The sequence below is a fragment of the Xanthomonas arboricola pv. guizotiae genome (assembly GCF_002940205.1).
Lineage (GTDB): Bacteria > Pseudomonadota > Gammaproteobacteria > Xanthomonadales > Xanthomonadaceae > Xanthomonas > Xanthomonas arboricola_C.
The window spans coordinates 120,002-143,110 of sequence record NZ_MDSK01000003.1 but is presented as its reverse complement, the minus strand read 5'-3'; the positions used below and the strand labels follow the sequence as shown (position 1 = coordinate 143,110).

Here is a 23,109-nt window from a genome sequence, read left to right as displayed (position 1 = left end):
GTACCGGACTTGAACCACGCGCCGCTTGCCGACACTCTTGGCAGCATGGTCGACATGCTCCCACTTCCCCATTGGACCGCGCTCGCCAGCCTGGACGACGACGCAGTGCCGTTGATGTCCACCGCGCTGCTGATCGCGCGCGACGAGTATCCGCAGCTGGACGCCGAGCTGTACGACACGTTGGTGCAGAGCCACGTCGAGCACCTGCGCCGCGAGGTGGAGGCGATCGACCTGTGGCCGCTGAAGATGGCCGCGGTCAATCGCTACCTGTTCGACGAGCTGGGCTATTCGGGCAATCACGACGAGTACTACGACCCGCGCAACAGCTACCTCAACCAAGTCTTAGAGCGCCGGCTGGGCAACCCGATCTCGCTGGCGATGGTGCAGATCGAAGTTGCGCGCCGGCTGGGCATTCCGCTGGCGGGCGTGTCGTTTCCCGGGCATTTCCTGGTGCGTTTGCCGGTGGACGACGGCGTACTGGTCATGGACCCGTTCAACGGTGGTCGCCCGCTGGGCGTGGACGAGCTGCGCGAGCGTGCGCGTCCGCACCTGGGCGGCGAGATTCCCGACGACCGCGCCCTGGCGCAGATCCTCGACCCCGCGCCGCACCGCGCGATCCTGACCCGCATCCTGCGCAACCTGCACGGCGTCTACGCCGATGCCGAGCACTGGGACCGCGCCGCGCGCAGTGCCGACCGCATCCTGAAGCTGGTGCCGGACCAGCCCGAGGCGCTACGCGACCGCGGCATGGCCTATCTGCATCTGGGCCACCGCAACGGCGCACGCCACGACCTGTCGCGCTATCTGCAGCTCAACCCCAGTGCGCAGGATGCGGCAAACCTGCATGAGCACCTGGTGGAATTGAACAGCCAGCGCGCGCGCGCGCACTGAAAACACAGCCTGCGAGGTCCTCGCCGGCGCCATACGTGCGCCGGCGATGTTGTGGCGCGAGAAACGCAGCAACCCAACCAGGACCTCAGTCGATCTCGACCATCTCGAAGTCGTCCTTGGTCACGCCGCAATCCGGGCAGGTCCAGGTGTCGGGAACGTCCTGCCAGGCGGTGCCCGGGGCGATGCCTTCTTCGGGGATGCCGTCGGCCTCGTGGTAGAGAAACCCGCAGACGACGCACATCCAGGTGCGGTAGGTGGTCGTGGATGTCTCGCTCATCGGATAATCGCGGTCACGCAACGGTGGGGCTGCATTGTCCCATCCCACCCACCGCTTCCGGAAGCGCTGCCATGCTCCAGCTGCAAGACGCCCGCGGCGTCTACCTCATCACGCCCGACGAACCCGACACCGCGCGCCTGATCGCGCGCACCTTGCCGCTGCTGCCCGCTGTCACCTGGCTGCAGTACCGCAACAAGCAGGCCAGCGCGGCGCTGCGCCTGGAACAGGCCAGCGCACTGCGCCAGGCCTGCGCCGCGCACGCCGTGCCGTTGATCATCAACGACGATGCACAGCTGGCACGACAGGTGGGCGCACAGGGCGTGCACCTGGGCGAAGACGATGGCGAAGCAGCCGCAGCGCGTGCACTGTTGGGCGAACAGGCCATCATCGGGGTGTCGTGCTACGACGAGATCGCGCGCGCGCGCGCAGCGGTCGCGGCCGGTGCCAGCTACGTGGCCTTCGGCGCGTTCTTCCCGACCACCACCAAGGTGACGACACGCCGCGCCACGCCAGCGTTGCTGCAGCAAGCCGCAGTGCTGGGCGTGCCGCGCGTGGCGATCGGTGGCATCGCGGCTGCGCAGGTGCCCGAATTGGTGGCTGCAGGCGCCGAGTTGATTGCGGTGGTCAGCGGCGTGTACGCCGCGCCGGACCCGGTTGCGGCAGTGCAGGCCTATCTGGCCGGTCTGCGCAGTAGCGTGGCTGGCGGACGATAGCGTTAGCGGCGACACGCGCTGTCCAAAACCCGATACGCAAGACCATCAAGATGTCGAGTCTTAGCGATGTTGGAGGCAGTCAAACGCTGAGTCGGTCGACTGCGCGGTGCCCTCGCCGCTCACGGGACACGCCGAGAATCCGTCCCTGGGGGCTCGGTGGCGGCATCCATGCCGCCACACGGTCCCGCAAGCGGCGAGGACACCGCACCAGAAAGTGAGTCGGTGGCTTTTTAGAGCCTGCAGGTTGATCGCCTTGCGTTTAGAAGCTGATCGGACACACCGTTATCCAAACAACGCACGTTATACACTGCTTGCAAACATGCATACCAACCCTCTCGACTGGTCCTTGCCCGCTCACCGTCGCGGGACCTTACGCGGCATGGATGCCGCGTAAGAGCTACAAGGACGTACTTGCAGCGTGTCCCGCGATGGTGGGCGGGCAAGGACCCTGCAGCCAAGCCGCAGATCAGCCGCTCTACAACTGATCTACCCGCACTAGATAATTCTCTCGAGACAAAAGACACGCCAGCAACTGGACTTCGATCAGCTCGTTTAAGAGCGGTCGAATACCCAGGCCAAACGCTCATCGGCTGGAGGATTCTGCAGCGTGCCGGCAGATCATGACTCCTGGCCGAGAATGCAAAACAGCGACGCGTGCCATCACGCGTCGCTGCTGGTTTGCCTTTATCGCCTGGCGCGTTTAGAAGTCGTAGCTCAACGTCACCCGGCCCGAGCGCGGTGCCTGGTAGGCCACGACCTGATCCCAGAGCGGGTTGGTGGTGTTGTCTGGCAACTGCGAGAACGGGTAGATGTTGGTTGCGGTCTGCTCGTTGGTGATGTTGAACACGTCAAAGCGCAGTGCCAGCTTGCCGGCGGCAAATGCCGGCTTGTAGGTCACGCCCATGTCGAGCTGCGCGATCCAGCCCAGCCGCCCCTGCGAGCCGGGAGGCGACGCCACGCCGGTGCCGGTCTCCGGGTTGTAGCAGTAGTGATAAGGACCGCCGGTGATCGCGCTGCCACCGTAGCCGGCCGGGTCGGTGCCGGTGTAGTTGTCGCCGTAGTAGTTACCCAGGCAATTGTGCGGCGCGCCCGAGATCAGGCTGAAGTTGGCCGACGCGCCCCATTGCGGAGTGAACTGGTAGAAACCGAACAACTTGAGCTGATGGCGGTGATCGTTGGATTGATCGCCGTTGAAGTGTTCCATCAGCGCCGCGTGGTCCCAGCTCTGCGTGGTGGAGACCGAGGCCTGGCCCTGATAGCTGCCCAGTGCGCCGCCGGTGCGCCACAGGTCCGAACGCACCTGACCTTCGGTGGTGCCGTAGCTATGCGACCAGACGTAGTTGACCTTGGCGTACCACTTGCCGTCGAACGGACGCTCCAGATTGAATTCCACCGCCGAGTAATTGCGCTTGAACTTCGGGAAGCCCGCCGCCTCGCGGCTCACCGACACTTCATGGAACTGGCCATCGGTGCCGATCACGCCCCAGGTGTTGGTCTGGCCCGGATTGATCAGCGATGCACCGGCAACCTGCGAGAAGTCGATGGTCACGCCCTGCGCGGCCGCAGCGGCGATCAACGCGGTATTGGAGACGTCGTAGTTCTGATCGTCGATACCCGCATTGAGCCGGCGATGCGTGCCGCGCACGCCCAGCACCCAGCCGGTGTCCAGCTGCTTGGTGAAGCCGAGGATGACCTCGTCCTGGTTCTCGCCTTCGATGTCCTTGACCACTGCAGTGCGCACATCGGCGATGCGACCGAAGCGCGAGTTGGCCGACACCGCCGAGCCCAGCTGCTGCGCCAGGACCGGCGTGCCATCGGCGTTGACGCCGCTGTAGGTGAAGTAGGTATCGGTGGTGGTGGCCGGGGTGAACAGGCTCACTGCCGACAGCGGCAGGCCGAGATAATAACGGCCGACGTTGCCGAACACCTTCAGGCTGGAATCGCCGTTGACGTCCCAGCTGAAGCCCAGGCGCGGTGCCCAGGCGTTGTCCACTTCGATGTAGGGGTCGCCGAACGGGGTGTAGTTGGTGAACTCGTCCTTGCGCAGGCCGATGCTCAGCAGCAGGTTGTCGGTGACCTGCCACTTGTCCTCGATGTAGTAGGCGCGCTGCTTGGCCTCGTAGGAATACAGGCTGGTATTGATGTTGCGCACCACGTAATAGCCGCTGGACCCATTGACCGGGTCGACCAGGCCCGGGCTTGGCGCGCCGATACCGCCGGCTTCGTTGGCCGACTGGCTGACCAGTCCGCCCGTCCGCAGGCCGTTGGGATCGTTGGTCTGGCCATAGGTCCACGCAAAGCCTGGACCGGACAGCACCGAGCCCACATCGATACCCTCGGACTTCTGGTTGTCGATACCGAAGTTGAGCGTGTGGTGGCCGATGCGCCATTCCAGATTCAGGCGTTGATTGTCTTTCTTGTATTCGCGATCCGGTGAACTGACCGAGGTGACCAGCTGACTGCCGATGCGCGGCGTGCCGCCGGTGTAGGCCGGATTTTGCAGCGCGGCGCTGTTGATGACTGGCCCGCCGGCCGCGTTGTAGTTGAAGGGCGTCAACTCATCGGGCGTTTTCATCTTGCCGTACAGCGCAGTCACGGTGAGGTTGTCGCTGAGGTAGCCGGTGTACTTGCCGGTGAACAAGGTCGGGCCGGTCTTCCAGGTGGACTCGTCGGTGAAATAGCTGCCGCGCTGGCGATTGACATAGTCGTAGCGGTAGATCGACCCGTTGGTCTCTGCCTCGTCGCTGGCACCGGTCACCTCGATCAGGTGGTTGTCGGTGATGTTCCAGTCCACCTTGGCGTACCAGCGCTTCTGCTTGTAGTCGTAATCGGTGAGGCCGCCGGTGCGGCCGTTGTTTGAATCGCGATTGGTGGCCACACGCACGCCGTCCGAATCCACTTGTTCGGCTGCCAGGAAGAAGAACAGCTTGTCCTGAATGATCGGCCCGCCGACATAGGCGCTGTAGGTGGTCTGGTTGGCTTCGGCCTCGCTTGCCGGCTGGTACAAGCCATTGGCCGCACGTGCAGCTTGGTACGCAGCGTTGCCGATGGTGGTGCCCTGGCTGTCCGGGCGCCAATAGATGTCGCGCTGGTTGGCCTTCAAGCCATTCGGCTCCCAGATCACCGCGGCGCCGAACTTCCACTCGTTGGTGCCGCGCTTGCCGATCTGGTTGATCACGCCGCCATTGGCGCGGCCGTACTGCGCGCCGTAGCCGCCGGTGAAGATTTCCTGCTGGTCGATGGCGCCGTACGGCAGGGTCAGGCCGCCCAGGTTGTTGCTGATGGTGGTGGTGTTGAAGCCGTTGAGGTAATAGGCGTTCTCGCTGGCGGCCGAGCCGCCGAAGCTGGGCAGCGAACCGCCAAGCGGGCCATTGTCGAAACCGCCGCTGTTGACCACCACGCCCGGTGCCAGCAGCGCAATCGCCTCGGCAGTGCGGCCCAGCGGCAGTTGCTGCAGCTGTTCGGCAGTGATCACGGTGCGCGTGTCCACACTGCTGACGTCGATGGTGGTCAGGCTCGCTGCGCTGACGGTGACGCTATCCAGGGTCTGCACACCGCTCGCCGGCGCGGCGGCGAACGAGACGTCGGTGTTGGCGCCGACGGTGATCGCGACGTTCTCGCGGGTCTCCACCACCGCGCCGTCGCGCTTGACGGTGACCTTGTAGGTGCCCAGCGGCAGGTTGCCGGCGGTGTAACGGCCGCGCGCATCCACCGGTACTTCGCGGCTGAACCCGCTGTTGTTTTCCACCAGTACGCTGGTGCCGCTGCTCTGCCCCACGCTGCCGACGATGCTGCCGCTGGTGGACTGCGCCTGGACGCTTCCCATGGCCACGACCAGCGCCAACGCCAAGGCACGCTTCTGGATACTACGGTTCATGCTGTCTCCCCCAAGTCTGGAACTGTCGGCAACGCGACAAAAAATGAATGGCGCCAATGGCCACCGGAATCACACTCTCTGAACATCCGCCGCGGCAGGCCAATGACTGCGGGTCATCTGCTCATGCCAAACCGTCGATACTGTCCCGTTTGATCATAGGCAGCGGGGTTGCCCTACCCGCCTGCTCCGACGGGTAGGCAGGCACCTGGTGGGTAGGCGGACGGGGGCCGCAAGCCTGACAATGGCGAGTGCGCGGCTCGCAGTCGGGCCGCGCCGCCCCCACTCGGTACCACTCAAGGATCTGCGCGCATGAACCACACCCGCTCCCACGCCCTGTTCGCCCAGGCGCAGACGCTGCTGCCCGGTGGCGTCAACTCACCGGTGCGTGCATTCAAGTCGGTCGGCGGCGAGCCGTTCTTCGTGGCGCGCGCCGATGGCCCGTATCTGTACGACGTGGACGACAACCGCTACATCGACTACGTGGGCTCGTGGGGGCCGATGATCGCCGGCCACAATCACCCGGCGGTGCGTGAAGCAGTGCAGCGCGCGATCCGCGACGGCCTGTCGTTCGGTGCGCCGTGTGCGGCCGAAGTCAGCATGGCCGAGACGATCCACCGGCTGGTGCCGTCCTGCGAGATGGTGCGCATGGTCAACTCGGGCACCGAAGCCACACTGTCGGCGGTGCGCCTGGCGCGCGGGGCGACCGGGCGCAACCGCATCGTCAAGTTCGAAGGCTGCTATCACGGCCATGGCGACTCGTTCCTGGTCAAGGCCGGCAGCGGCATGCTGACCCTGGGCGTGCCGACCTCGCCGGGCGTGCCGTCCGGCCTGAGCGAGTTGACCGCCACCCTCAGCTTCAACGACTTCGAAGGCGCCACCGCCCTGTTCGACGAAATCGGCGCCGAGGTGGCGGCGGTGATCATCGAGCCGGTGGTCGGCAACGCCAACTGCATTCCGCCGCAGGCCGGCTACCTGCAGCACCTGCGCACGCTGTGCACCCGGCATGGCGCGCTGCTGATCTTCGACGAGGTGATGACCGGTTTCCGGGTCGCGCTCGGTGGCGCGCAGGCGCATTACGGGGTCACGCCGGATCTGAGCACCTTCGGCAAGATCATCGGCGGCGGCATGCCGGTGGGCGCGTACGGCGGCCGGCGCGACTTGATGGAGCAGATCGCTCCGGCCGGCCCGATCTACCAGGCCGGCACCTTGTCGGGTAACCCGGTGGCGATGGCGGCCGGTCTGGCGATGCTGGAGCTGGTGCAGGAGCCGGGCTTCCACGCCCGCCTGAGCGAGGCCACCAGCGTGCTCTGCGAGGGACTGGAAGATGCCGCGCGCGCGGCCGGCATTGCCGTCACCACCAATCAGGTCGGCGGCATGTTCGGGCTGTTCTTCACCGACGAGATCGTGGAGAGCTACGCGCAGGCCACTGCCTGCGACATCACCACCTTCAACCGTTTCTTCCACGCGATGCTGCAGCGGGGCGTGTATCTGGCGCCTTCGGCGTACGAGGCCGGCTTCATGTCCAGCGCGCACGACGCGGCAGTGATCGAGGCCACGCTGGCCGCCGCGCGCGAAGCGTTTGCGGACGTGGCGCACTGAGGCGTCTTCGGACGTCGGGTTGCCCGCCAGCTGGTTCGGGCGCGCTGACCTGGCGTTACGTCCAAAGCGAGGCGGTCTAGCGGCGATCGCCGATGGCGCTGGCCGCCAGGTACGCACTACCGGCGATGCCTGGTGTACATCGCGAGGCCCGTGACGACGCTGAACAGGCGCGGCGCCGGCATTGCGTCCGGTTCCATGGCGTCCGGATAGACCCGGCTGTTGCCTGGCGCTGGCGCATACCCTGCGCCATCGCTTGCGCCATTCAGGCGGCGGCGCAACGACAAGCTTTGCTTTTGTCTTGTGGCTGTCATACCTTTCTGAAAGGTGTCCACGGATGGGCATGGGTGGGGACCCTCGAAGCAGCCGATATGACGTTGTCGCCAGTCACGGTGACGCGATCTGCGTCGCCGCTGTTTCATCACGATCTGCAGCGTGTCGAGCCGGCGCGCTGCCGACGCTTGCCCGGGCCGCCCTCGCCTCATGCTCAAGCCTGTTGCGTTGCTCACACCGCGCCCCTCACCGTCGCGCGATTCCGCTCTTCCCGATTGGCTGCTTGCCAGCAAGCTGGAGCCGCCGCTGCCGCGCACCGGTGCGGTGCTGCGTGGCGCCTTGCTGGCGGCGCTGGAGCAGGCCCAGGCCCGGCCGCTCACCCTGCTGCTGGCACCGCCCGGATTCGGCAAGACCACGCTGCTGGCGCAGTGGCATGCGCAGCTGCGCGCGCGCGAGCACGCTGCCGTGGCCTGGCTGTCGCTGGACGAAGAGGACGCCGATGCCGCGCGCTTCCTTGGCCATCTGGCGTTGGCGATCCAGCACGCAGGTGCCGATCCGGCGCTGTGCGCCGCAGTGCTGCACAACCGCGACCAGGATCCGCGCGAAGCGGTGACGGTGCTGATCCGCGCGCTGCGCACGGCGCCGCGGCGCATCAGCGTGATTCTCGACGATTACGACCGGCTCGGCAGCGGCATCGTCGACGAGTTGGTGCTGCGGCTGGTCGAACACGGCGGCGGACGCCTGCACCTGCTGCTGGCCACCCGGCGCGTGCCGGCACTGCCGCTGGCGCGGCTGGACCTGCAGGCACAGCTGAGCCGTCTCGGCAGTGCGCAACTGGCGCTGGATGAGCACGAGGCACAGGCACTGCTCGGGCCCCAGGTGCCGGCGCCGGTAGTGGACGAATTGCTGCGCTACACCGAAGGCTGGCCAGTGGCGCTGCATCTGGCGCGCTTGTGGCTGGAAGGAGGCGCGCAGCGTCAACAGGAGGTGGCCGCGCGTTTCTCCGGGCGCAGTGCGCAGATTGCCGCCTATCTGGCCGAACAGGTGGTCAACGATCTGGATGCCGACACGCGCGATCTGCTGTTGCGGACCAGCCCCTTGGAGCGCGTCAACGCAGCGCTGGCCGATGCGGTGCGCCAGCGCGACGACAGCGGCCGGCTGCTGGCGCGGCTGGAACACTTCCACGGCCTGCTGGTGCCCATGGATGGCGAGCGCGAATGGTTCCGCTATCACCCCTTGTTTGCCGACTTCCTGCAGCAACTGCTCGATCGCGAACATCCCGGCCAGGCCACGCACCTGCATCAACGGGCCGCACGCTGGTTTGGCGATCATCAGCATCTGGCCGAAGCGGTGCGGCACGCGTCGCGTGCCGGATGCGGCGACCTGGCCGCCAGCTACATCGCGCGCGCCGGCACCTGGCAACTGCTGCTGACCCACGGCACGCATGAGGTGCGCGCACTGCTCCGGCATTTCGAACACCGCACCATCCGCGACACCCCGGCGCTGAATCTCACCCAGGCGCATCTGCATGCAAGGCTCGGCGAGTTCAGCCATGCGCGCCTGCTGCTGGAACGCTTCCGCGACTTTCCGGCCGCGCTGCGGGAGTCCCTGCAGCGCGACTACACGGTGGTAGTGGCGCTGTTGCGCGATCGCCTCGACGAGATCTGCGGCAACCCGCATGGCCTGACCCAGATCGCCGCGCAAGCGTCCGCACTGGACGAGGACGATCATCTGGGCCGCGGCATGCTGCTGTGCATCTGCGCCACCACCGCCATTGCGCAGGGCGCCTTTGCACTGGCCGAACGCTACGCCCTGAACGCACGCGATGCGATGCAGCGTGGCGGCAGCGAACCGGGTGCAAGCCAGGCATTGCTGGCGTTGGGCCAGAGCTTTTTCTACCGCGGGCAACTCGGCGACGCCGAGGCCTGTTACCGGCAGGCCCTGAACTGGTGCGCGCGCACCCCGCAGCTGGATCGCGTGCTGGAGGCCGCCGGCCAGTGCCTGCTCGCGCAACTGCATTACGAGCGCGGCCACCACGACGATGCGGCCGACCTGCTGCATCCGGCGCTGGAACTGCTGGAACAGCACGATGGCGGCATGGACGTGCTGGCCGCCGCCTACGACACCGCGCTGGGACTGGAGCGTGTGCGCGACCACAGCGGGCGCAGTGCGTTGGTGCTGCTCGAACACGTCGAGCAGATCGCCCACGGGCGCAAGCTGGCGCGCCTGTCCGAGCTGGCTGCAGCGTGGCGCTTGATGCTGTTGCTGGAACATCCGGGCAATGCCGCCATCGATCTGGTGATCGCCCGTACCGGTGGCGAATCCGGCTTGGCGCACACGCTGCGCTCGCCCCACCGCTGGCGCGATCGCGCGGCGATGGGCTTTGCGCTGGCACGCTGGCATCGGCTGGCCGGACGCAGCAGCGCGGCGCTGAGCATCCTGGGCCAGATCGAACAGGCCTGCCTGGCCAACGACAATCTGTGCCACCTCGCACGCACCCGCGCACGCATCGCACTGGTGCTGCAGCAACGTGGCGAACTGGTCGCAGCGCTGCCGCATCTGTACAGCGCGCTCGATCACGTGGCACTGACGCAAAGCTGGCAGGCGATCGTCGAACTCGGCCTGCCGGCCAAGGCGATGCTGCGCTCGCTGCGTCAACACGACCCGCAGACCGTCGGCGGCACCACCCGCGCACTCACCATCCAGGCCCTGCTCGAACGCCTCAGCGGCGACGAAGACCCGGCCGGCGACATCTTCAGCGAGCGCGAGCTGGAAGTGCTGGCGCAATTGGCACGCGGGTATTCCAACAAGCAGATCGCACGCTGTCTGCACCTGTCGGAAAACACGGTCAAGTTCCACTTGAAGAACCTCTATCGCAAGCTCGATGCACGCAGCCGCGAAAGCGCGTTGGCGCAGGCCTCGCAACGCGGGTTGTTGCGCGCGGCCGTTTCACCAGGCAGTTCGGAAACGGTGCCGGGCTGATCGCCAGCAGCGGGCGCCAGCGACGGCGCTGACGCGGCAATGCGACACGCCGGGCGGCCTGGGGCGGTAGTGAAACCTGCGTACGGCGGCGAGGCGGTCTATCTCGGCATCCAGCAGCGGCCCGGTCACGAGAACACATGGAACCTGGCACAACAGCGCACCTTCCTTTATGCGCAGTTCTCGGCGCGCCGGCTACGACGGTCGCTGGCGCTACCGTCCGCTCCGCTCACGATTGCCTGGAGCACGCGGCGTGACCGCGTACCAGCTCCCTCGCCTATCGCTCCTGCCGCGGCCACGCGCCTGCGACAGCTGAGACCTCATCCGAAACTCAGCGTGCCCTTCATCATCGCCCAGTGGCCGGGGAACGAGCAGAAGAAGGTGTAGTCGCCGCCCTTGCTCAACTTGCTGGTGGGGAAGCTGACCGTGGTGCTGTCGCCGCCGCCGATCACCTTGGTGTGCGCGATCACGCGCGCGTCGGCCCTGGGCAGATAGCTGTCGGCAATGGTGGAGCGTACGCCGGCATTGGCCACTGCCTGGAAGTCGGCGGACTTGGTCAGCACCCAGTTGTGCCCCATCACCGTGGCGGCCATCTTGCCGGAGTGCTTGAGCGTGAGGTCCACCTGCGTGCAGTCGGGCGCCAGCTTGATCGCGCTCTGGTCGAACTTCATCTGATCGTTGCCGGTGATGGTGACGGCGCAGGTACGCGCCCATGCCGAAGGCGCCAGCAGCACCAGACCAAGCACGGCAACTGTCGAAAACACGTTCAAGGGAACACTCCTGCGTTAAGGGATGCGCGACGCCCAGCGCGCCTGGCCGCACCAGCGCATTCGCATGCGCCGGTGGTGCCAGAGTAACGCCTCAGGCGTAACGGAAAAAAGCATCCATCGGATCATGCACAGCGGCCGTGGCGTCCGGCAGCGGCAACGGGCCGCGCTTGCCGGCGATCACCTGCACGAAGGCCTGCTTGAAGCGTGCCATCTCCGCGTCGGTGCCGACGGTGATGCGCGACCAGGTCGGCCATACCGGCCAGCTGCGTCCGATGAACACGCCATGGGTGGCCATGTCGTCCTTGAAGCCGGCGGCCGGACGCTTCACATCGACCATGAAGCAATTGCTCTCCGAGGCGGTGCAGGCGTAGCCCTGTTTGGCGAGAAACTCCATCACGTCCTTGCGTGTGGCCGCAGTGCGTGCGCGCCGCTGCGGCACCAGTGCGGGATCGCGCAGGCTGGCCAGGCCGGCGGCGGCCGCGGTCACCGGCAGGCTGTTGACGCTGTAGAACATCAGTTTGGCCAGCAGGTCCGGGCGCGCGGCCGCATAGCCCAGGCGAATGCCGGCCATGCCGTAGAGTTTGGAGAAGGTGCGCAATACCACCACGTCCTCGCCCGCGGCGACCATGTCGACCACGCTGCGGGTGCTCTGCGCAAAGTGGATATAGGCCTCGTCCACCACCAGCACGCTGCCCTTGGGCTTGTGCGCCAGCGCGTAGTCCAGATCCTTGCGCGCAGTGACCGAGCCGGTGGGATTGTTGGGATTGCAGATGTAGATCACGCCAGGGCTGGCGTCGGCGGCGCACATCGCCTGCACATCGTGCGAGAAGTCCTTGCGCAACGGCACCTTGATCAGGTTTGCGCCATTGCGGGTGGCGGCGCGCCAGCCGGATTCGTAGGTGGGATCGGCGGTGACCAACGCGGCGCTGGGCGAGGTGAACGCCAGCATCGTGTAGTCCAGCGGCTCGGTGGAGCCGGCGTAGGCCATCAGGTGATCGACCGGCAGCTTGAGCTCGGCGGCCAGAGTATTCATCAGTTCCATCTGCACATCGCGCAGGTAGCGTCCGCCTTGCGGTGCGATCTGCGCGATGGCCTTGATCGCGGCCGCCGACGGGCCATCGGGAAATTCGTTGGAGCCGATCATCACCGGCGACAGCGCACTGGCCGGTGTCGGCGCGATGGCGGCGGAACGTTCGGCGGAGCGTTCGGCGGCGCTGGCCAGCAGCGGCAGCGCACTCGCACCGGCGACGCCGGCAAACAGCGCGGAATCGCGGAGAAACATGCGGCGCGAAAGAGCAGTTTTCATGACAACCTCCAGCAGGACGGCACGACGGATTCAGGGACGAACGGCGACCACTTCGATTTCCACCCGATACAGCGGATTGCCGAGCGCGGCGATCTGGAAGGCCGAGCGTGCCGGCAGGTTGGGCTGCTCCTTGGTGCCGAAGAACTGGCGGTAACCCTCCATGAAGCCGTTGAAGTCCATCTTGCCGCCCATCGCCGGATCGCCGACCAGAAACACCTGCATCTTCACCACATCGCCCATCCCCAGGCCGAGCGTTGCGAGCTGCTGCTTGATCTGGCTCAACACGCTGACCGTCTGCGCCTTGGTGTCGCCATAGGCGGCGGCCGAGTCTTTCGGCGCGCTGGTATCCACCACCGCCGGCACCTTGCCGCTGACGTACACGGTGGCCTTGCCGGCAGGAATTTCCACAGCGGCAGCGATGGGGAAATCGCTGTTGGGAATCTTGTGGCGGATCACCTCGGCGGCATGCGCAGCGGTGAAACCCGCAGACCACAACAGGGCAGCGGTGAGAACGGCTGTCACTGGACGGGACATGGCAACTCCTTGGATGAGAGGGAAAGGGGAAATCAGTGGCGCAGCGATTTGACGTCGTCGACGGTGACGCGCTCGGCGTGGTCGTTGCCGAAGTGCGTGCGCACATAACTCACCACTTCGGCCACCTGGCGGTCGTTGAGCATCTCGCCGAAGCCGGGCATGCCGGCGTGGCCGTCGAGCACCATCATGGTGACGTAGGGACCGGCGGCGAGCTTGGGATTGCCGGCAAGCGCGGGGTAGTCGCCGGCACCTTGCGCGCCACGCCCGGCCGGCATGTGGCAGCCCTGGCAGATCGCCTGGTAGACATCCTGGCCGGATGCCTTGGCAAAACCCTGTTGCGGAAACAGCTGGGTCGCATCGGAACTCTGCGCCAGCGCATCGTAGGCGCCCGGCGGCACCAGCAAGGCGGCCATCGCAACGACCAAGCCGGCCGCAGCCAATCGTGGTAACAGACTCATGCGCGTCCTCCTCCGGCCAGTACCTTGCGATGCAGACGGCCGACGACATCGTGCGCGGACAGGATCGCGCCTTCCTGCCAGGCCGGGATATAGGAGACGTGCTCGCCGGCCAGCGCCAGGCGCCCGTCGATCTGGCACAGCGGCGTGTAGTGCTCGGCACGCGCCTGCTCGCTCCACATGCCGAAACAGCCATGCGTGAACGGCACGCGGTGCCAGCCGACCGAAATGCCGTTCTCGAACTCGCGTGGATACTGCGGATGCAGCTGCGTGCCGTATTCGACCGCCTTGCGCACGCGCTGCTCCGGGGGCATCGAGGTGAACTGGTAGGCGTCCAGTCCCCACACGTAGGCACCCAGCAGCACGCCCTTGCCGGGGCTGTGGTAGTTGGTGCTGGGATAGCTGATCAAGGTGATCGGCAGATCGGTGTAGCTGATGCCGCCGTAGATGGCCTCGTCCTCCTCCCAGAAGCGGCGCTTGAATTGCAGGCCCACCTTCACCGATGCCGCATACGGCACCTGGCCGATCGCGGTGGTCATCGCGTCGCTGGCGGTGACCGGAATGCGGCTGAGCACCGACAACGGAATCGTGCAGATGCACCAATCGGCGCTGGCGATGCGTTCTTGGCCGCCGTGCGCGGCATCCTGCCAGGACACACGCACGCCGTTGCCGTCCTGATCGATCCTGGTGACCTTGGCGTTGTAGGTGATGGCATCGCCGAGCCGCGCCGCGAACGCCTTGCCGATCTGGTCCATGCCGCCCACCGGCTGGAACATGGTGGTCTGCATTTCGTAGTTGTTGCCGGCGGCCAGCGTGGTCCACAGACGCGAGCGCAACACGTCCTGCACGCTGAAGGGATCGGAGAACTCCGGCTTGCCCGACAAGCCGCCGCCGGGATAGCGCGCAAAGCCGCGCCGCTCGCTGCTGTCCTTGCCCTTGACGTAGCCGAAGGTATGGTCGAGCGCGCCCCAGGTCCGCAAGGACTCCAACAGCATCTCCTGGTCTTCGCGGCTCACGCGTTTGTCCAGCGCCTGCTGCTGGGTGCACTTGGCCAGCAGCTCGGACACGTGGCCCTTGTAATCGGAATCGATGGCGCGGAAGCGCTGCGGTTTGCCGCCAAAGCCTTGCTGGCTGTGCAACAGCGCGTTGTAGTTGACCTGGTTGAACGCCTCCAGGGCCACACCGAATTGCTTGCAGTAACTCAGCACCGCCTTGTGGTGATGCGGAATGCGCCACGGCCCCGGATTGAGGTACAACCCGTCGTCGAACTGGCAATGCTGGGTTGCCCCGCCGAGTTCGGTATAACGGTCGCCGCCGCGCAGTGTCCAGTTACGTCCACCGGGGCGGCCGTTGTATTCCAGCACCTGCACGCGGTACCCCGCCTTGCGCAGTTCGAAGGCCGCAGCCATGCCGGCCAGCCCCGCCCCCAGAATCAGCACCGAGGCGCCCTTCGGGTCGCCATCCAGCTGCAGCGGTCCCTTGAACTCGGATTCGGCCGCCATACCCAGGCTGCTCATCGCCTGATACATCATCGCGCCGCCGGCGGTCATGCCGATGCGCGCCAGCAGTTGCCGCCGCGTCATCGCCCCAGAGTCATTGCCTTGCATCAACGCATAGTCCTTGCATGTCATGGATCGAGTGCGACTGCCACCACCGATGCCGCGGCCGGCAACGCTGCCGGCCGCATCACCACCTCAGAACGTGTAGGACAGACTGGCGAACAGCTGGCGTGGTGCGATCAGCTGGTACGAGCCGGAACTTTCGTTGGGGAACACCGCCCCGATCGCATCGTCCTTGTCGAACAGGTTGTAGACCGACAACTGCAGCCGCCCACCGGCCAGGAATCCGGCCTCCTCACCCTGGTAGCCGAGGCTGCCGTTGACGATGAAGGTCGCATCCACCTGGTCGGTATTGAGCGTGTCGCCGTAGCGCTTGCCGGTGTATTTGGTGTCGAGGTTGGCGAAGAAGTGCTCGCCTTCCCAGCCGCCATTGAGGCTGAACATCACCTTGGGCGAGTCCGGCACCTCGTTGCCTTCCACCTGCACCAGGTTGCCGCTGACCGGGCCGAAATAGTTGTCCTGGAATTCGGACTTGTTCCAGGTCAGCGACGCGCCCAGCCGCCAGCCCGGTGCCGGCTTCCACATGCCGGACACTTCCGCGCCATAGGTCTGCACGTCGCCGACGTTGGCGTAGATGGTGGGTGCGACCACCAATGGGTCCGGGTCGGTCAGCGCGATGATGCGGTTCTCGTAATCGATCTTGTAGGCGGCGATGTAGCCGCTCCACTGGCTGGATTCGGCGCGGATGCCGATGTCGATATTGGTGGATTCCTCCGGCGCGATATCCGGATTGAATGCACCCGAGGTCAGCGCCAGCCGCGGCGCCGAGCTGAAGTTCTCCGCGTAGTTGGCGAACACCTGCACGCCCTCGGCCAGCTGGAAGCTGGCGCCGAGCTGCGGCTGGAACCAGTCGCTGTTCTTGATGGTGACATCGCGGCGCACGCCGATATTGAAGTCATCGAGATTGGCGATGCCGTTGTAGTCGCGTTTGACATCCAGCCCCTTGGCGCCGAACTCCATGGTGAGCCGGTCGTCGAGCAGGCGCAGCGTGTCCTTGATGTAGAGCTGCTTCACTTCGGTGGAGAAGTGGTTGTCGTAGTAGATGACGATCGGCAGCGAGCCCTTGAGCAGCGCGCCGGTGGCCGGGTCCAGGTTGTACAGCGGACGTACCTGGTCGAAGTCGTAGTTCTCGTACCACGCGCCGACTTCGAGCTTGTTGTGCTCGGTCTCCCATGACACCGCGGTGGTCACGCCGTAGCGATCACCGCCCATGATTTCCTCGCGCCGTGTCATCGCACCGACGCGGGTGACATTGCCGTTGGCATCGACGATCTGCGGGTCGTTGATGGCGATGTCGGTGCGCCCCGGCGTACCGGCGATGGCATCGTTGTACAGGCCGGTGGCCGTGCTCGGCGGCGTGCCGCCGATGCCGTACCCATGCTTGTTTTCGTAATAGCCGGTGAAGGTGAAGCCGATCGCATCGTTGAACAGGAAGTCGCCGTGCAGGCTGAGCAGCGAGTCGCGGCGGCCGTTCTGCCACTCGCTGTAATGCTCGGCATCCACTTCCGGGTTGCCGGTGATGCGTTCGTGCAGATCCCACGCCACCGAGCCGTCGGAGTTGTACGACTGCACGTCGTAGTCCTTGCGGTTGTTGTAGATCCAGCCCAGGGTCAGGTTGCCCACGTCCCAGGCCTGGCGGATCTTGGCTTCGAAGTGATCGCTCTTCTGCGTGGCCGGTTCCATGTCCCACACCCCGCCCTGCGTGCGCGAGGCAGACAGATAGGCGCTGGGGCCGCCTTCCCACCACTCCGGCGTATCCAGGCGTACGAAACTGCGGATCAGATCGTCCGAGCCGATGGTCTGGGTGAGCTTGCCGCTCCAGCTGTCGCCGCCTTTCGGAGGCAGGCTGGTGTAGCGGATCGCACCGCCGAGTGCGTGGTACGAGGGCTGGGTGACATCGCCCGAGCCGGCCGACACGGTGACGTCGAGCAGGTTCTCGCTGGACACGTAGCGGGTGATCGGGCCGCCTTCGCGGGTGTCGAAGGTTTCGATCGGGATGCCGTCCAGGGTCACGCCGATCTGGTTGGCGGAAAAGCCGCGGATGGTCATCGAGTCGCCGAACTCGTACAGCCCGAACGGATCGGTGGTCTGCACGTTCACGCCGGGCAGGCTCGCCAGCAACTGCTGCGGTGCCACGCCGGGCACCTGTGCCTGGATCTCGGCGACGGAGATGGAGGCCGTGGTACGCGTGGAGCCGGTGCCGACCACGCTGACCGCGTCCAGCGTGCGCGCTTCCTGCGCGAGGACGGGCAGGCTGTGCGCGCCTGCCAGCACCAAGGTCATCGAAGCCAGCGTGCGACCACGCGTGGCGGTGGTGAGAATGGCGGCGACCGACGCCGCCAGTTGATCGGTGTTCAAGCGCTTGCGCATGCAATCGACCCCCTGGGTGGTGTGACGTGCTGAGTGACCGGGCCCGCTCCCCAAGACCGGCTGACACCGCGGATGCGGCATGCATCGACCATACCCAGCGCAGTTCCGCCGCAAGCGCCGCGCGGAGGGTAGGGGCAGCGCGGGTGGGTAGGCTGCGGCCGAATTCAACGATCTGAATAGGCGCTATCCCCACCCACCTGAGGGCATCCGGACATACCAGGTCTTGCACGCTTGCCATGCCGAGGCGAATCGACAACGCTGCCCAACCGCATCCCCGAGTCCGTCCATGCCACCTGCAGCACCGTCCCTGTTACTGCTCGATTTCGATGGCGTGCTGGCCAGCTACTCGCGGCCGCGCCGTGTGGCGGCGCTTGCCAGTGCGGCGGCGTGCACGCCGCAACGCGTGCAGCAGGTGGTGTTCGAGCAGGGCCTGGAGCGCGCCTACGATGCCGGGGTGATCAACACGCCGGCCTATCTGGCCCAGCTCAGCGACGGCCTTGGCTGCACGATCGATCGCGCCACCTGGATCGCCGCACGCGTGGCGGCATGTCGCGCCGACCCGGCGGTGCTGGCGCAGGTGCTGGCGGTGGCGGCAACCACCGCGGTGGCGGTGCTCACCAACAACGGGCCGTTGATGGCGGAAGCGATTGAGCGGATCGTGCCGCCGCTGTTTCCGCTATTGCAGGGCCGCGTGCTGTGCAGCGGTGCGCTCGGCGGCCGCAAACCGGAACTGCCGGTATATCAACGCGCGCTCGCCCAGCTCGATGCGACCGCAGCGCGCACCTTGTTTGTCGACGACCTGTTCGTCAACGTGCGCGGCGCGCGTGCCGCCGGCCTGCATGCGGACACGGTGCACGATGCACGCAGCTTGCGGCGGGTGCTGCAGCGGTATGGGCTGGGGTGAGGAGCCGGGATTCGGGATTCGGGATTCGGGATTCGGGATTCGGGATTCGGGATTGGGGATTGGGGATTGGGGATTGGGGATTGGGGATTGGGGATTGGGGATTGGGGATTGGGGATTGGGGATCGGGGATCGGGGATCGGGGATCGGGGATCGGGGATCGGGAATCGGGAATCGTTGAGCATCGCCAAACACTGATCACCCTCAAGGGTTACGCAAGACGCTGCTCGCAGCATTGAACGCGTCGGCATCCACGATCGGGTACAGCGTTGGCGCCTTGAGTCCGTGTCGGTTAGTGACGAACGCAGAAGCGAGCCCCTCTCCCGTCGGGAGAGGGGTTGGGGTGAGGGTACGGTAGAGCGATACAGATCGAACCTCCATGACCCCGCTGTTACCCGATCACTGGTGCAAGAGAGCAGCATCGCGCTACGCAATCCGCATCAGCTACGCAGCGCTGTCTTCATGCAGATCCTGCAACTGCCGCGCAGGTACGTGCGGCAGCACCAGCACGAGCCTGACATGACGTAGCGCCAATCAAGAAACGCAACGACCCGCGCGTCTCACCCCAGCACGCTCACCGGCACGGCACCGGCCACGACGGCGCAGAAAGCGCAGGACTCCATCACTTCTGCGCCACGTACTCGGCAATCGCCAGGCGCAAACGTTCCAACCCATCAGCCAGCTCGGCATCGGTCAGATTCAGTGCCGGCACGAAACGCAGCACGTCCGGTCCCGCCTGCAACAGCAGCAGGCCACGGGTGGCGGCAAAATCCAGGATCGCACCGGCCTGCCCGGCATGCGCCGGCGCCAGCACTGCGCCCAGCATCAGGCCACGCCCACGGATCTGCGCGAACAGGCCGAACTCGGCGTTGAGCGCGTCCAGACCGGCGCGCAACGTCGCCGACTGACGCACCACGTTCTCTGCAATCTGCGGCGAGGCCAGCTTGCGCAGCGCCACGCGCGCCACCGCCGCAGCCAGTGGATTGCCGCCGAAGGTGGTGCCGTGCGCGCCGAACTGCATGGTTTCGGCCACCTTGGGGCCAGCCAGCATCGCGCCGATCGGGAAACCGCCACCCAGCGCCTTGGCCAGCGTCACGATGTCCGGCGTCACCTGCTCCTGCCAATGCGCGAACAGCGTGCCGGTCCGGCCCATGCCGCACTGGATCTCGTCCAGCACCAGCAGCGCATCGTGCTGATCGCACAGCGCACGCACGCGGCTCAGGAAGCCCGGCGCGGCCGGCATCACCCCGCCCTCGCCCTGGATCGGCTCGACCATCACCGCGGCCACATCGCCCGAGGCCATGGCCGCTTCCAGCGCGGCGACATCGTTGAAGTCCACATAGCGAAACCCGCCGGGCAGCGGCTCGTAGCCTTCCTGGTACTTGGGCTGCGCGGTGGCGGTGACTGCCGCCAGGGTGCGCCCATGGAAGCTGCCGCGAAAGGTCACGATCACGCGCTTGTCGGCCGGGCGGCCCTGGCTGCTGGCCCACTTGCGCACCAGCTTGATCGCCGCTTCGTTGGCCTCGGCACCCGAATTGCACAGGAACACCTTGTGCGCGAAGCGCGAGGCGGTCACCAACTCCTCGGCCAGCTTCAGCGGCGGTGCGCTGAAGAACACGTTGCTGGTGTGCCACAGCTTGCCGGCCTGCTCGGTCAGCGCGGCCATCAGGTCCGGATCGTTGTGACCCAGCCCGCTGACCGCGATGCCGGCGGACAGATCCACGTACTCGCGGCCCTGGTCGTCCCACACGCGACTGCCCTGGCCACGCTCCAGCACCACCTGGCGCGGGCGGTACACCGGCAGGTAGTAATGCGCGAGGGACAGGGGCGAATCGGCAGCGGTGCTCATGATGGGGGGTCGCAGAAGCGGAGGGAGAACGCGCATTCTCGCGCATTCGCCGGCCTGCGGCACAATGCGCGGATGCGCCCCTTCTCCGATCCCCAGTTCACTCCCGCCACCGACCACGGCTGGCGCCGGCAATGGTTCGACATCATCTACCGGCACGACACCCGCCCATCGCGCACTTTCGACCTGATGCTGGTAGTGGCGATCCTCGCCAGCGTGGTGGTGATCATGATCGACAGCGTGCTGCGCATCCTGCGGCTGTTCCGCATCCTCAAGCTCACCCGCTACATCGAGGAAAGCGGGCAACTGGTGGACGCGCTGTGGCGCAGCCCGCGCAAGGTGCTGGTGTTCATGCTACGGACATCGAGCGTGTTACGGGATTCCAGCGCAAAATGGCCGGCGCAAAAGCAGTTTTTTCGATAGAGATTGTTCTGATTGAAAAGCAGCGCAGCCGCTACCCATGCAGCAGTGATGCGGGTACACGACAAGCATCAATCACGCTCGTTGCCCATTTAACTTTCGGGCACAAGTTCTGGTTCGTAGGTGATCGGAAAATTGACGGATCTAGCGATGAAGCACACGTCGTGGATCTTGTAATGAATTGCTGTCGCAAGTTCGATGTCGGTTCCCGCACGAATGGCTATACGCGGACGCAAGGTTGCCGACGTGAAGCGACCCGCACCACTGCTCTCAACTTCGCCGATGCCGAGCGGGGTGTCCGCATAGCCGGTCACTATGATGTTCGCATCCGATGCGTAGTGCAGATACCAAAGCATGTGGCAGGCCGAAAGCGCCGAGAGCAGAAGGTCCTCGGGATTCATTTTGGCGGGATCACCACCAAGCAACGGATCGTTGGAGCAGTGAATGACGGATTTGCCCGGGACGGCCACGTCCCACGTGCGATCGTAACCGCGATAGCTGACCGTGCCCGCGCCCCGGTTTCCCGTCCAGATGACGGACGACGTGTATCGATGCGCCATTGGCTTTCCCCAAGATCATGAATGGTGTATACATGTATACACCACGGATAAGGGCGCGACAATGGATATTACGAACCAACTGCGCATTGCCATTTTGGATGGGAAATACGCTCCCGGGGCGTTCTTGTCACAATCGCGTCTCGCCAAGGAATATGCCGTCAGCCGCATTCCGATCCGCGATGCTCTGCTGGTTCTTGCCGCCGACAAACTGGTCGAGGTCGTCCCCGGAAAAGGCGCGCGAATCATTACCTTGTCGGCCACGGACCTGATGGAGGTATTCGACCTGCGGATCATGCTCGAATGCGACCTCATACAGCGCGCCGTGCAGAAGGCCGATGACCAGGCAAAAGCAGACGTCGTGTATGTGCTCCGGCGGACGTCTCTGGAAGCCGGTAGGCCCGGTTGGCACCAGGGAGATTGGGATTTCCACCGTGCGCTCTACGCTGCGGCCGGACGGCCCCGACAACTGGCAATCGTCGACGACCTGCGAAAGATCTGCGTCCTACAAGCGTCCCAATACACGTCACTGGCCACCGAAACCCAACAATGGTTGCGTGATCATGAGGCAATTGCAGAGGCGTATGTTGCGGGATGTGCCGATGAAGGCTCAACGTTGTTGGAGGAGCATCTTCGGCGGTCTTTGGAATGCTTGCTGGCTCTTGCCGACGGCGCTGACAGTGACAGGCCGCGCTCAGAGCCGGAGTGTACGAGTGGTGCATGCAGCACCGACCGTGCCCGCCTGGCCGGGAGCACAGTCGTTCTATAAGCTGCTGTCACCTCCAAATGCGGTTGCTCATGTCGATCAGATGGTTGTAGCTGGCCAGCACGGCCTGGCGGGTGCCGCCCGGCGGCATCGAACCGCTTTCCAGCAGCATCTGCTCGCTCTTGTTCGATGCTGTCTTGGTACGGAGACGTTCGACCAGTCGCCCGGACTCGCGCGCCAGCTTGTCGGCGGAGCGTTCCATATGGCCCCACATCGCATCGCCCTGGCCGACCTTGGCCTTCTGCGCCCCTTCCAGAATGCCTTGGTAGCGCGCCAGCTGGGACCGCGCTGCGGCAAGATCCGGCGTGTCGCTGTCGAGCACCTGCACCAGCTGCTTGCCTTCGCCGATGATCTTCAGGTGATACCAGGAGGCGCTGCGGCCTTCTTCCTTTCCGATCGCATTGATCTGCGCCTGGCGACGCGTGTCTTCGTTATGTTCAAGCGCGGCATTCATGGCTTGGCCGGCTTCGAAGAACGCGTGATAGGCCTGCATCAGCGGTGCGTGCAGCGCCTTCATGCCCTTGCCGTCGTCGCGCAGATAATCCTCGCGGTCGTAGTAGCGCACCGCTTCGCCGATACGCTCGTTGAGTGCGGTGAACCGCTCCTGATAGGTTCTGGCCACCGGATCGAGCTCGGGGTTGGCCGGCGTTTGCGCCAGGGCCGCGGTCATCGGCGCGCCACATTCGTCCACGTGATGCGACAGCACCGTGCCCGGTGCATGGATGCCGCTTTCCTTGCCGGTCGGGCCAGCCCCGGGGTCCTGCATCCACTCGATGTATTGCTGGTAGCTCTCATGGATCGGCTGCTCGACGCCATTGAAGCACGTGATGTAGGCATTGATCTTGTCGGCGCCTTCCACTGCGGCGGCGGGTGCGTCTTTCTGGCAGCCGGCAAGCAGCGCGGTGAGCGGCGCATAACGAAGTCGCAGGGTGATCCTGGGTTCCAGTGATGGGTTGAAC

Annotated in this window: 17 protein-coding genes and 1 pseudogene; 7 read left to right on the top strand and 11 right to left on the bottom strand. The window is 65.5% G+C overall.

Features of this window, described 5'->3' with window-relative positions; genetic code table 11:
* Positions 1-9: 9 nt before the first annotated feature.
* Positions 10-891, top strand: coding sequence for a SirB1 family protein (locus XarbCFBP7408_RS03115; RefSeq protein WP_104561303.1), 882 nt, complete (start codon positions 10-12; stop codon positions 889-891).
* A gap of 85 nt (positions 892-976) precedes the next feature.
* On the opposite strand, the gene XarbCFBP7408_RS03110 is transcribed toward XarbCFBP7408_RS03115, so the two are convergent.
* Complete coding sequence (locus tag XarbCFBP7408_RS03110; protein ID WP_024938106.1) at positions 977-1,216, bottom strand: rubredoxin; 240 nt, start codon at positions 1,214-1,216, stop codon at positions 977-979.
* A 23-nt stretch (positions 1,217-1,239) separates the two neighbouring features.
* Between XarbCFBP7408_RS03110 and thiE the strand changes: the two genes are divergently transcribed.
* Complete coding sequence (gene thiE, locus XarbCFBP7408_RS03105) at positions 1,240-1,881, top strand: thiamine phosphate synthase (protein ID WP_104561301.1); 642 nt, start codon at positions 1,240-1,242, stop codon at positions 1,879-1,881.
* Between the two features lie 700 nt (positions 1,882-2,581).
* Here thiE and XarbCFBP7408_RS22650 read toward each other — a convergent pair.
* Positions 2,582-5,758: a TonB-dependent receptor gene (locus XarbCFBP7408_RS22650; RefSeq protein ID WP_181106166.1), complete on the bottom strand. Its 3,177-nt coding sequence runs from the start codon at positions 5,756-5,758 to the stop codon at positions 2,582-2,584.
* Positions 5,759-6,067: 309 nt separating this feature from the next.
* Between XarbCFBP7408_RS22650 and hemL the strand changes: the two genes are divergently transcribed.
* Positions 6,068-7,357, top strand: a complete 1,290-nt coding sequence (hemL, locus tag XarbCFBP7408_RS03080) for a glutamate-1-semialdehyde 2,1-aminomutase (RefSeq protein ID WP_104561295.1) — start codon at positions 6,068-6,070, stop codon at positions 7,355-7,357.
* Positions 7,358-7,837: 480 nt separating this feature from the next.
* On the top strand, positions 7,838-10,609 hold the full coding sequence (locus XarbCFBP7408_RS03075) for a LuxR C-terminal-related transcriptional regulator (RefSeq protein WP_104561293.1): 2,772 nt from the start codon (positions 7,838-7,840) through the stop codon (positions 10,607-10,609).
* Between the two features lie 317 nt (positions 10,610-10,926).
* On the opposite strand, the gene azu is transcribed toward XarbCFBP7408_RS03075, so the two are convergent.
* The 6 genes from azu to XarbCFBP7408_RS03040 all read right to left on the bottom strand — a co-directional run bounded on the left by azu (position 10,927) and on the right by XarbCFBP7408_RS03040 (position 17,648).
* A complete protein-coding gene (gene azu / locus XarbCFBP7408_RS03065) occupies positions 10,927-11,376 on the bottom strand; it encodes an azurin (protein WP_104561291.1) in 450 nt (149 codons plus the stop codon).
* 91 nt (positions 11,377-11,467) lie between these two features.
* Complete coding sequence (locus XarbCFBP7408_RS03060; RefSeq protein ID WP_104561289.1) at positions 11,468-12,682, bottom strand: pyridoxal phosphate-dependent aminotransferase; 1,215 nt, start codon at positions 12,680-12,682, stop codon at positions 11,468-11,470.
* 30 nt (positions 12,683-12,712) lie between these two features.
* Entirely contained in the window at positions 12,713-13,216 is a 504-nt protein-coding gene (locus tag XarbCFBP7408_RS03055) for a RidA family protein (protein WP_104561287.1), read from the bottom strand.
* Between the two features lie 32 nt (positions 13,217-13,248).
* Complete coding sequence (locus XarbCFBP7408_RS03050) at positions 13,249-13,674, bottom strand: c-type cytochrome (RefSeq protein WP_104561285.1); 426 nt, start codon at positions 13,672-13,674, stop codon at positions 13,249-13,251.
* Positions 13,671-15,278: a flavin monoamine oxidase family protein gene (locus XarbCFBP7408_RS03045; protein WP_181106164.1), complete on the bottom strand. Its 1,608-nt coding sequence runs from the start codon at positions 15,276-15,278 to the stop codon at positions 13,671-13,673. The genes XarbCFBP7408_RS03050 and XarbCFBP7408_RS03045 overlap by 4 nt, the downstream gene beginning before the upstream one ends.
* 87 nt (positions 15,279-15,365) lie before the next feature.
* Complete coding sequence (locus XarbCFBP7408_RS03040) at positions 15,366-17,648, bottom strand: TonB-dependent receptor (RefSeq protein ID WP_181106180.1); 2,283 nt, start codon at positions 17,646-17,648, stop codon at positions 15,366-15,368.
* Positions 17,649-17,946: 298 nt separating this feature from the next.
* On the opposite strand from XarbCFBP7408_RS03040, the gene XarbCFBP7408_RS03035 reads away from it, so the two are divergent.
* Positions 17,947-18,564, top strand: coding sequence for an HAD-IA family hydrolase (locus XarbCFBP7408_RS03035; RefSeq protein WP_104561279.1), 618 nt, complete (start codon positions 17,947-17,949; stop codon positions 18,562-18,564).
* Between the two features lie 619 nt (positions 18,565-19,183).
* Here the strand turns inward: XarbCFBP7408_RS03035 and XarbCFBP7408_RS03025 are convergent.
* Entirely contained in the window at positions 19,184-20,410 is a 1,227-nt protein-coding gene (locus XarbCFBP7408_RS03025; RefSeq protein ID WP_104561268.1) for an acetylornithine transaminase, read from the bottom strand.
* Positions 20,411-20,482: 72 nt separating this feature from the next.
* Here XarbCFBP7408_RS03025 and XarbCFBP7408_RS03020 point away from each other — a divergent pair.
* Positions 20,483-20,779, top strand: a pseudogene (locus tag XarbCFBP7408_RS03020) (hypothetical protein); the annotation flags it as partial.
* 140 nt (positions 20,780-20,919) lie between these two features.
* Here XarbCFBP7408_RS03020 and XarbCFBP7408_RS03015 read toward each other — a convergent pair.
* On the bottom strand, positions 20,920-21,387 hold the full coding sequence (locus XarbCFBP7408_RS03015; protein ID WP_104561380.1) for an OsmC family protein: 468 nt from the start codon (positions 21,385-21,387) through the stop codon (positions 20,920-20,922).
* A gap of 61 nt (positions 21,388-21,448) precedes the next feature.
* Here XarbCFBP7408_RS03015 and XarbCFBP7408_RS03010 point away from each other — a divergent pair, with 61 nt between their 5' ends.
* Positions 21,449-22,153, top strand: a complete 705-nt coding sequence (locus XarbCFBP7408_RS03010; RefSeq protein WP_181106162.1) for a GntR family transcriptional regulator — start codon at positions 21,449-21,451, stop codon at positions 22,151-22,153.
* A gap of 7 nt (positions 22,154-22,160) precedes the next feature.
* On the opposite strand, the gene XarbCFBP7408_RS03005 is transcribed toward XarbCFBP7408_RS03010, so the two are convergent.
* On the bottom strand, positions 22,161-23,084 hold the full coding sequence (locus XarbCFBP7408_RS03005) for a YiiG family protein (RefSeq protein WP_429001368.1): 924 nt from the start codon (positions 23,082-23,084) through the stop codon (positions 22,161-22,163).
* Between the last annotated feature and the right edge of the window lie 25 nt (positions 23,085-23,109).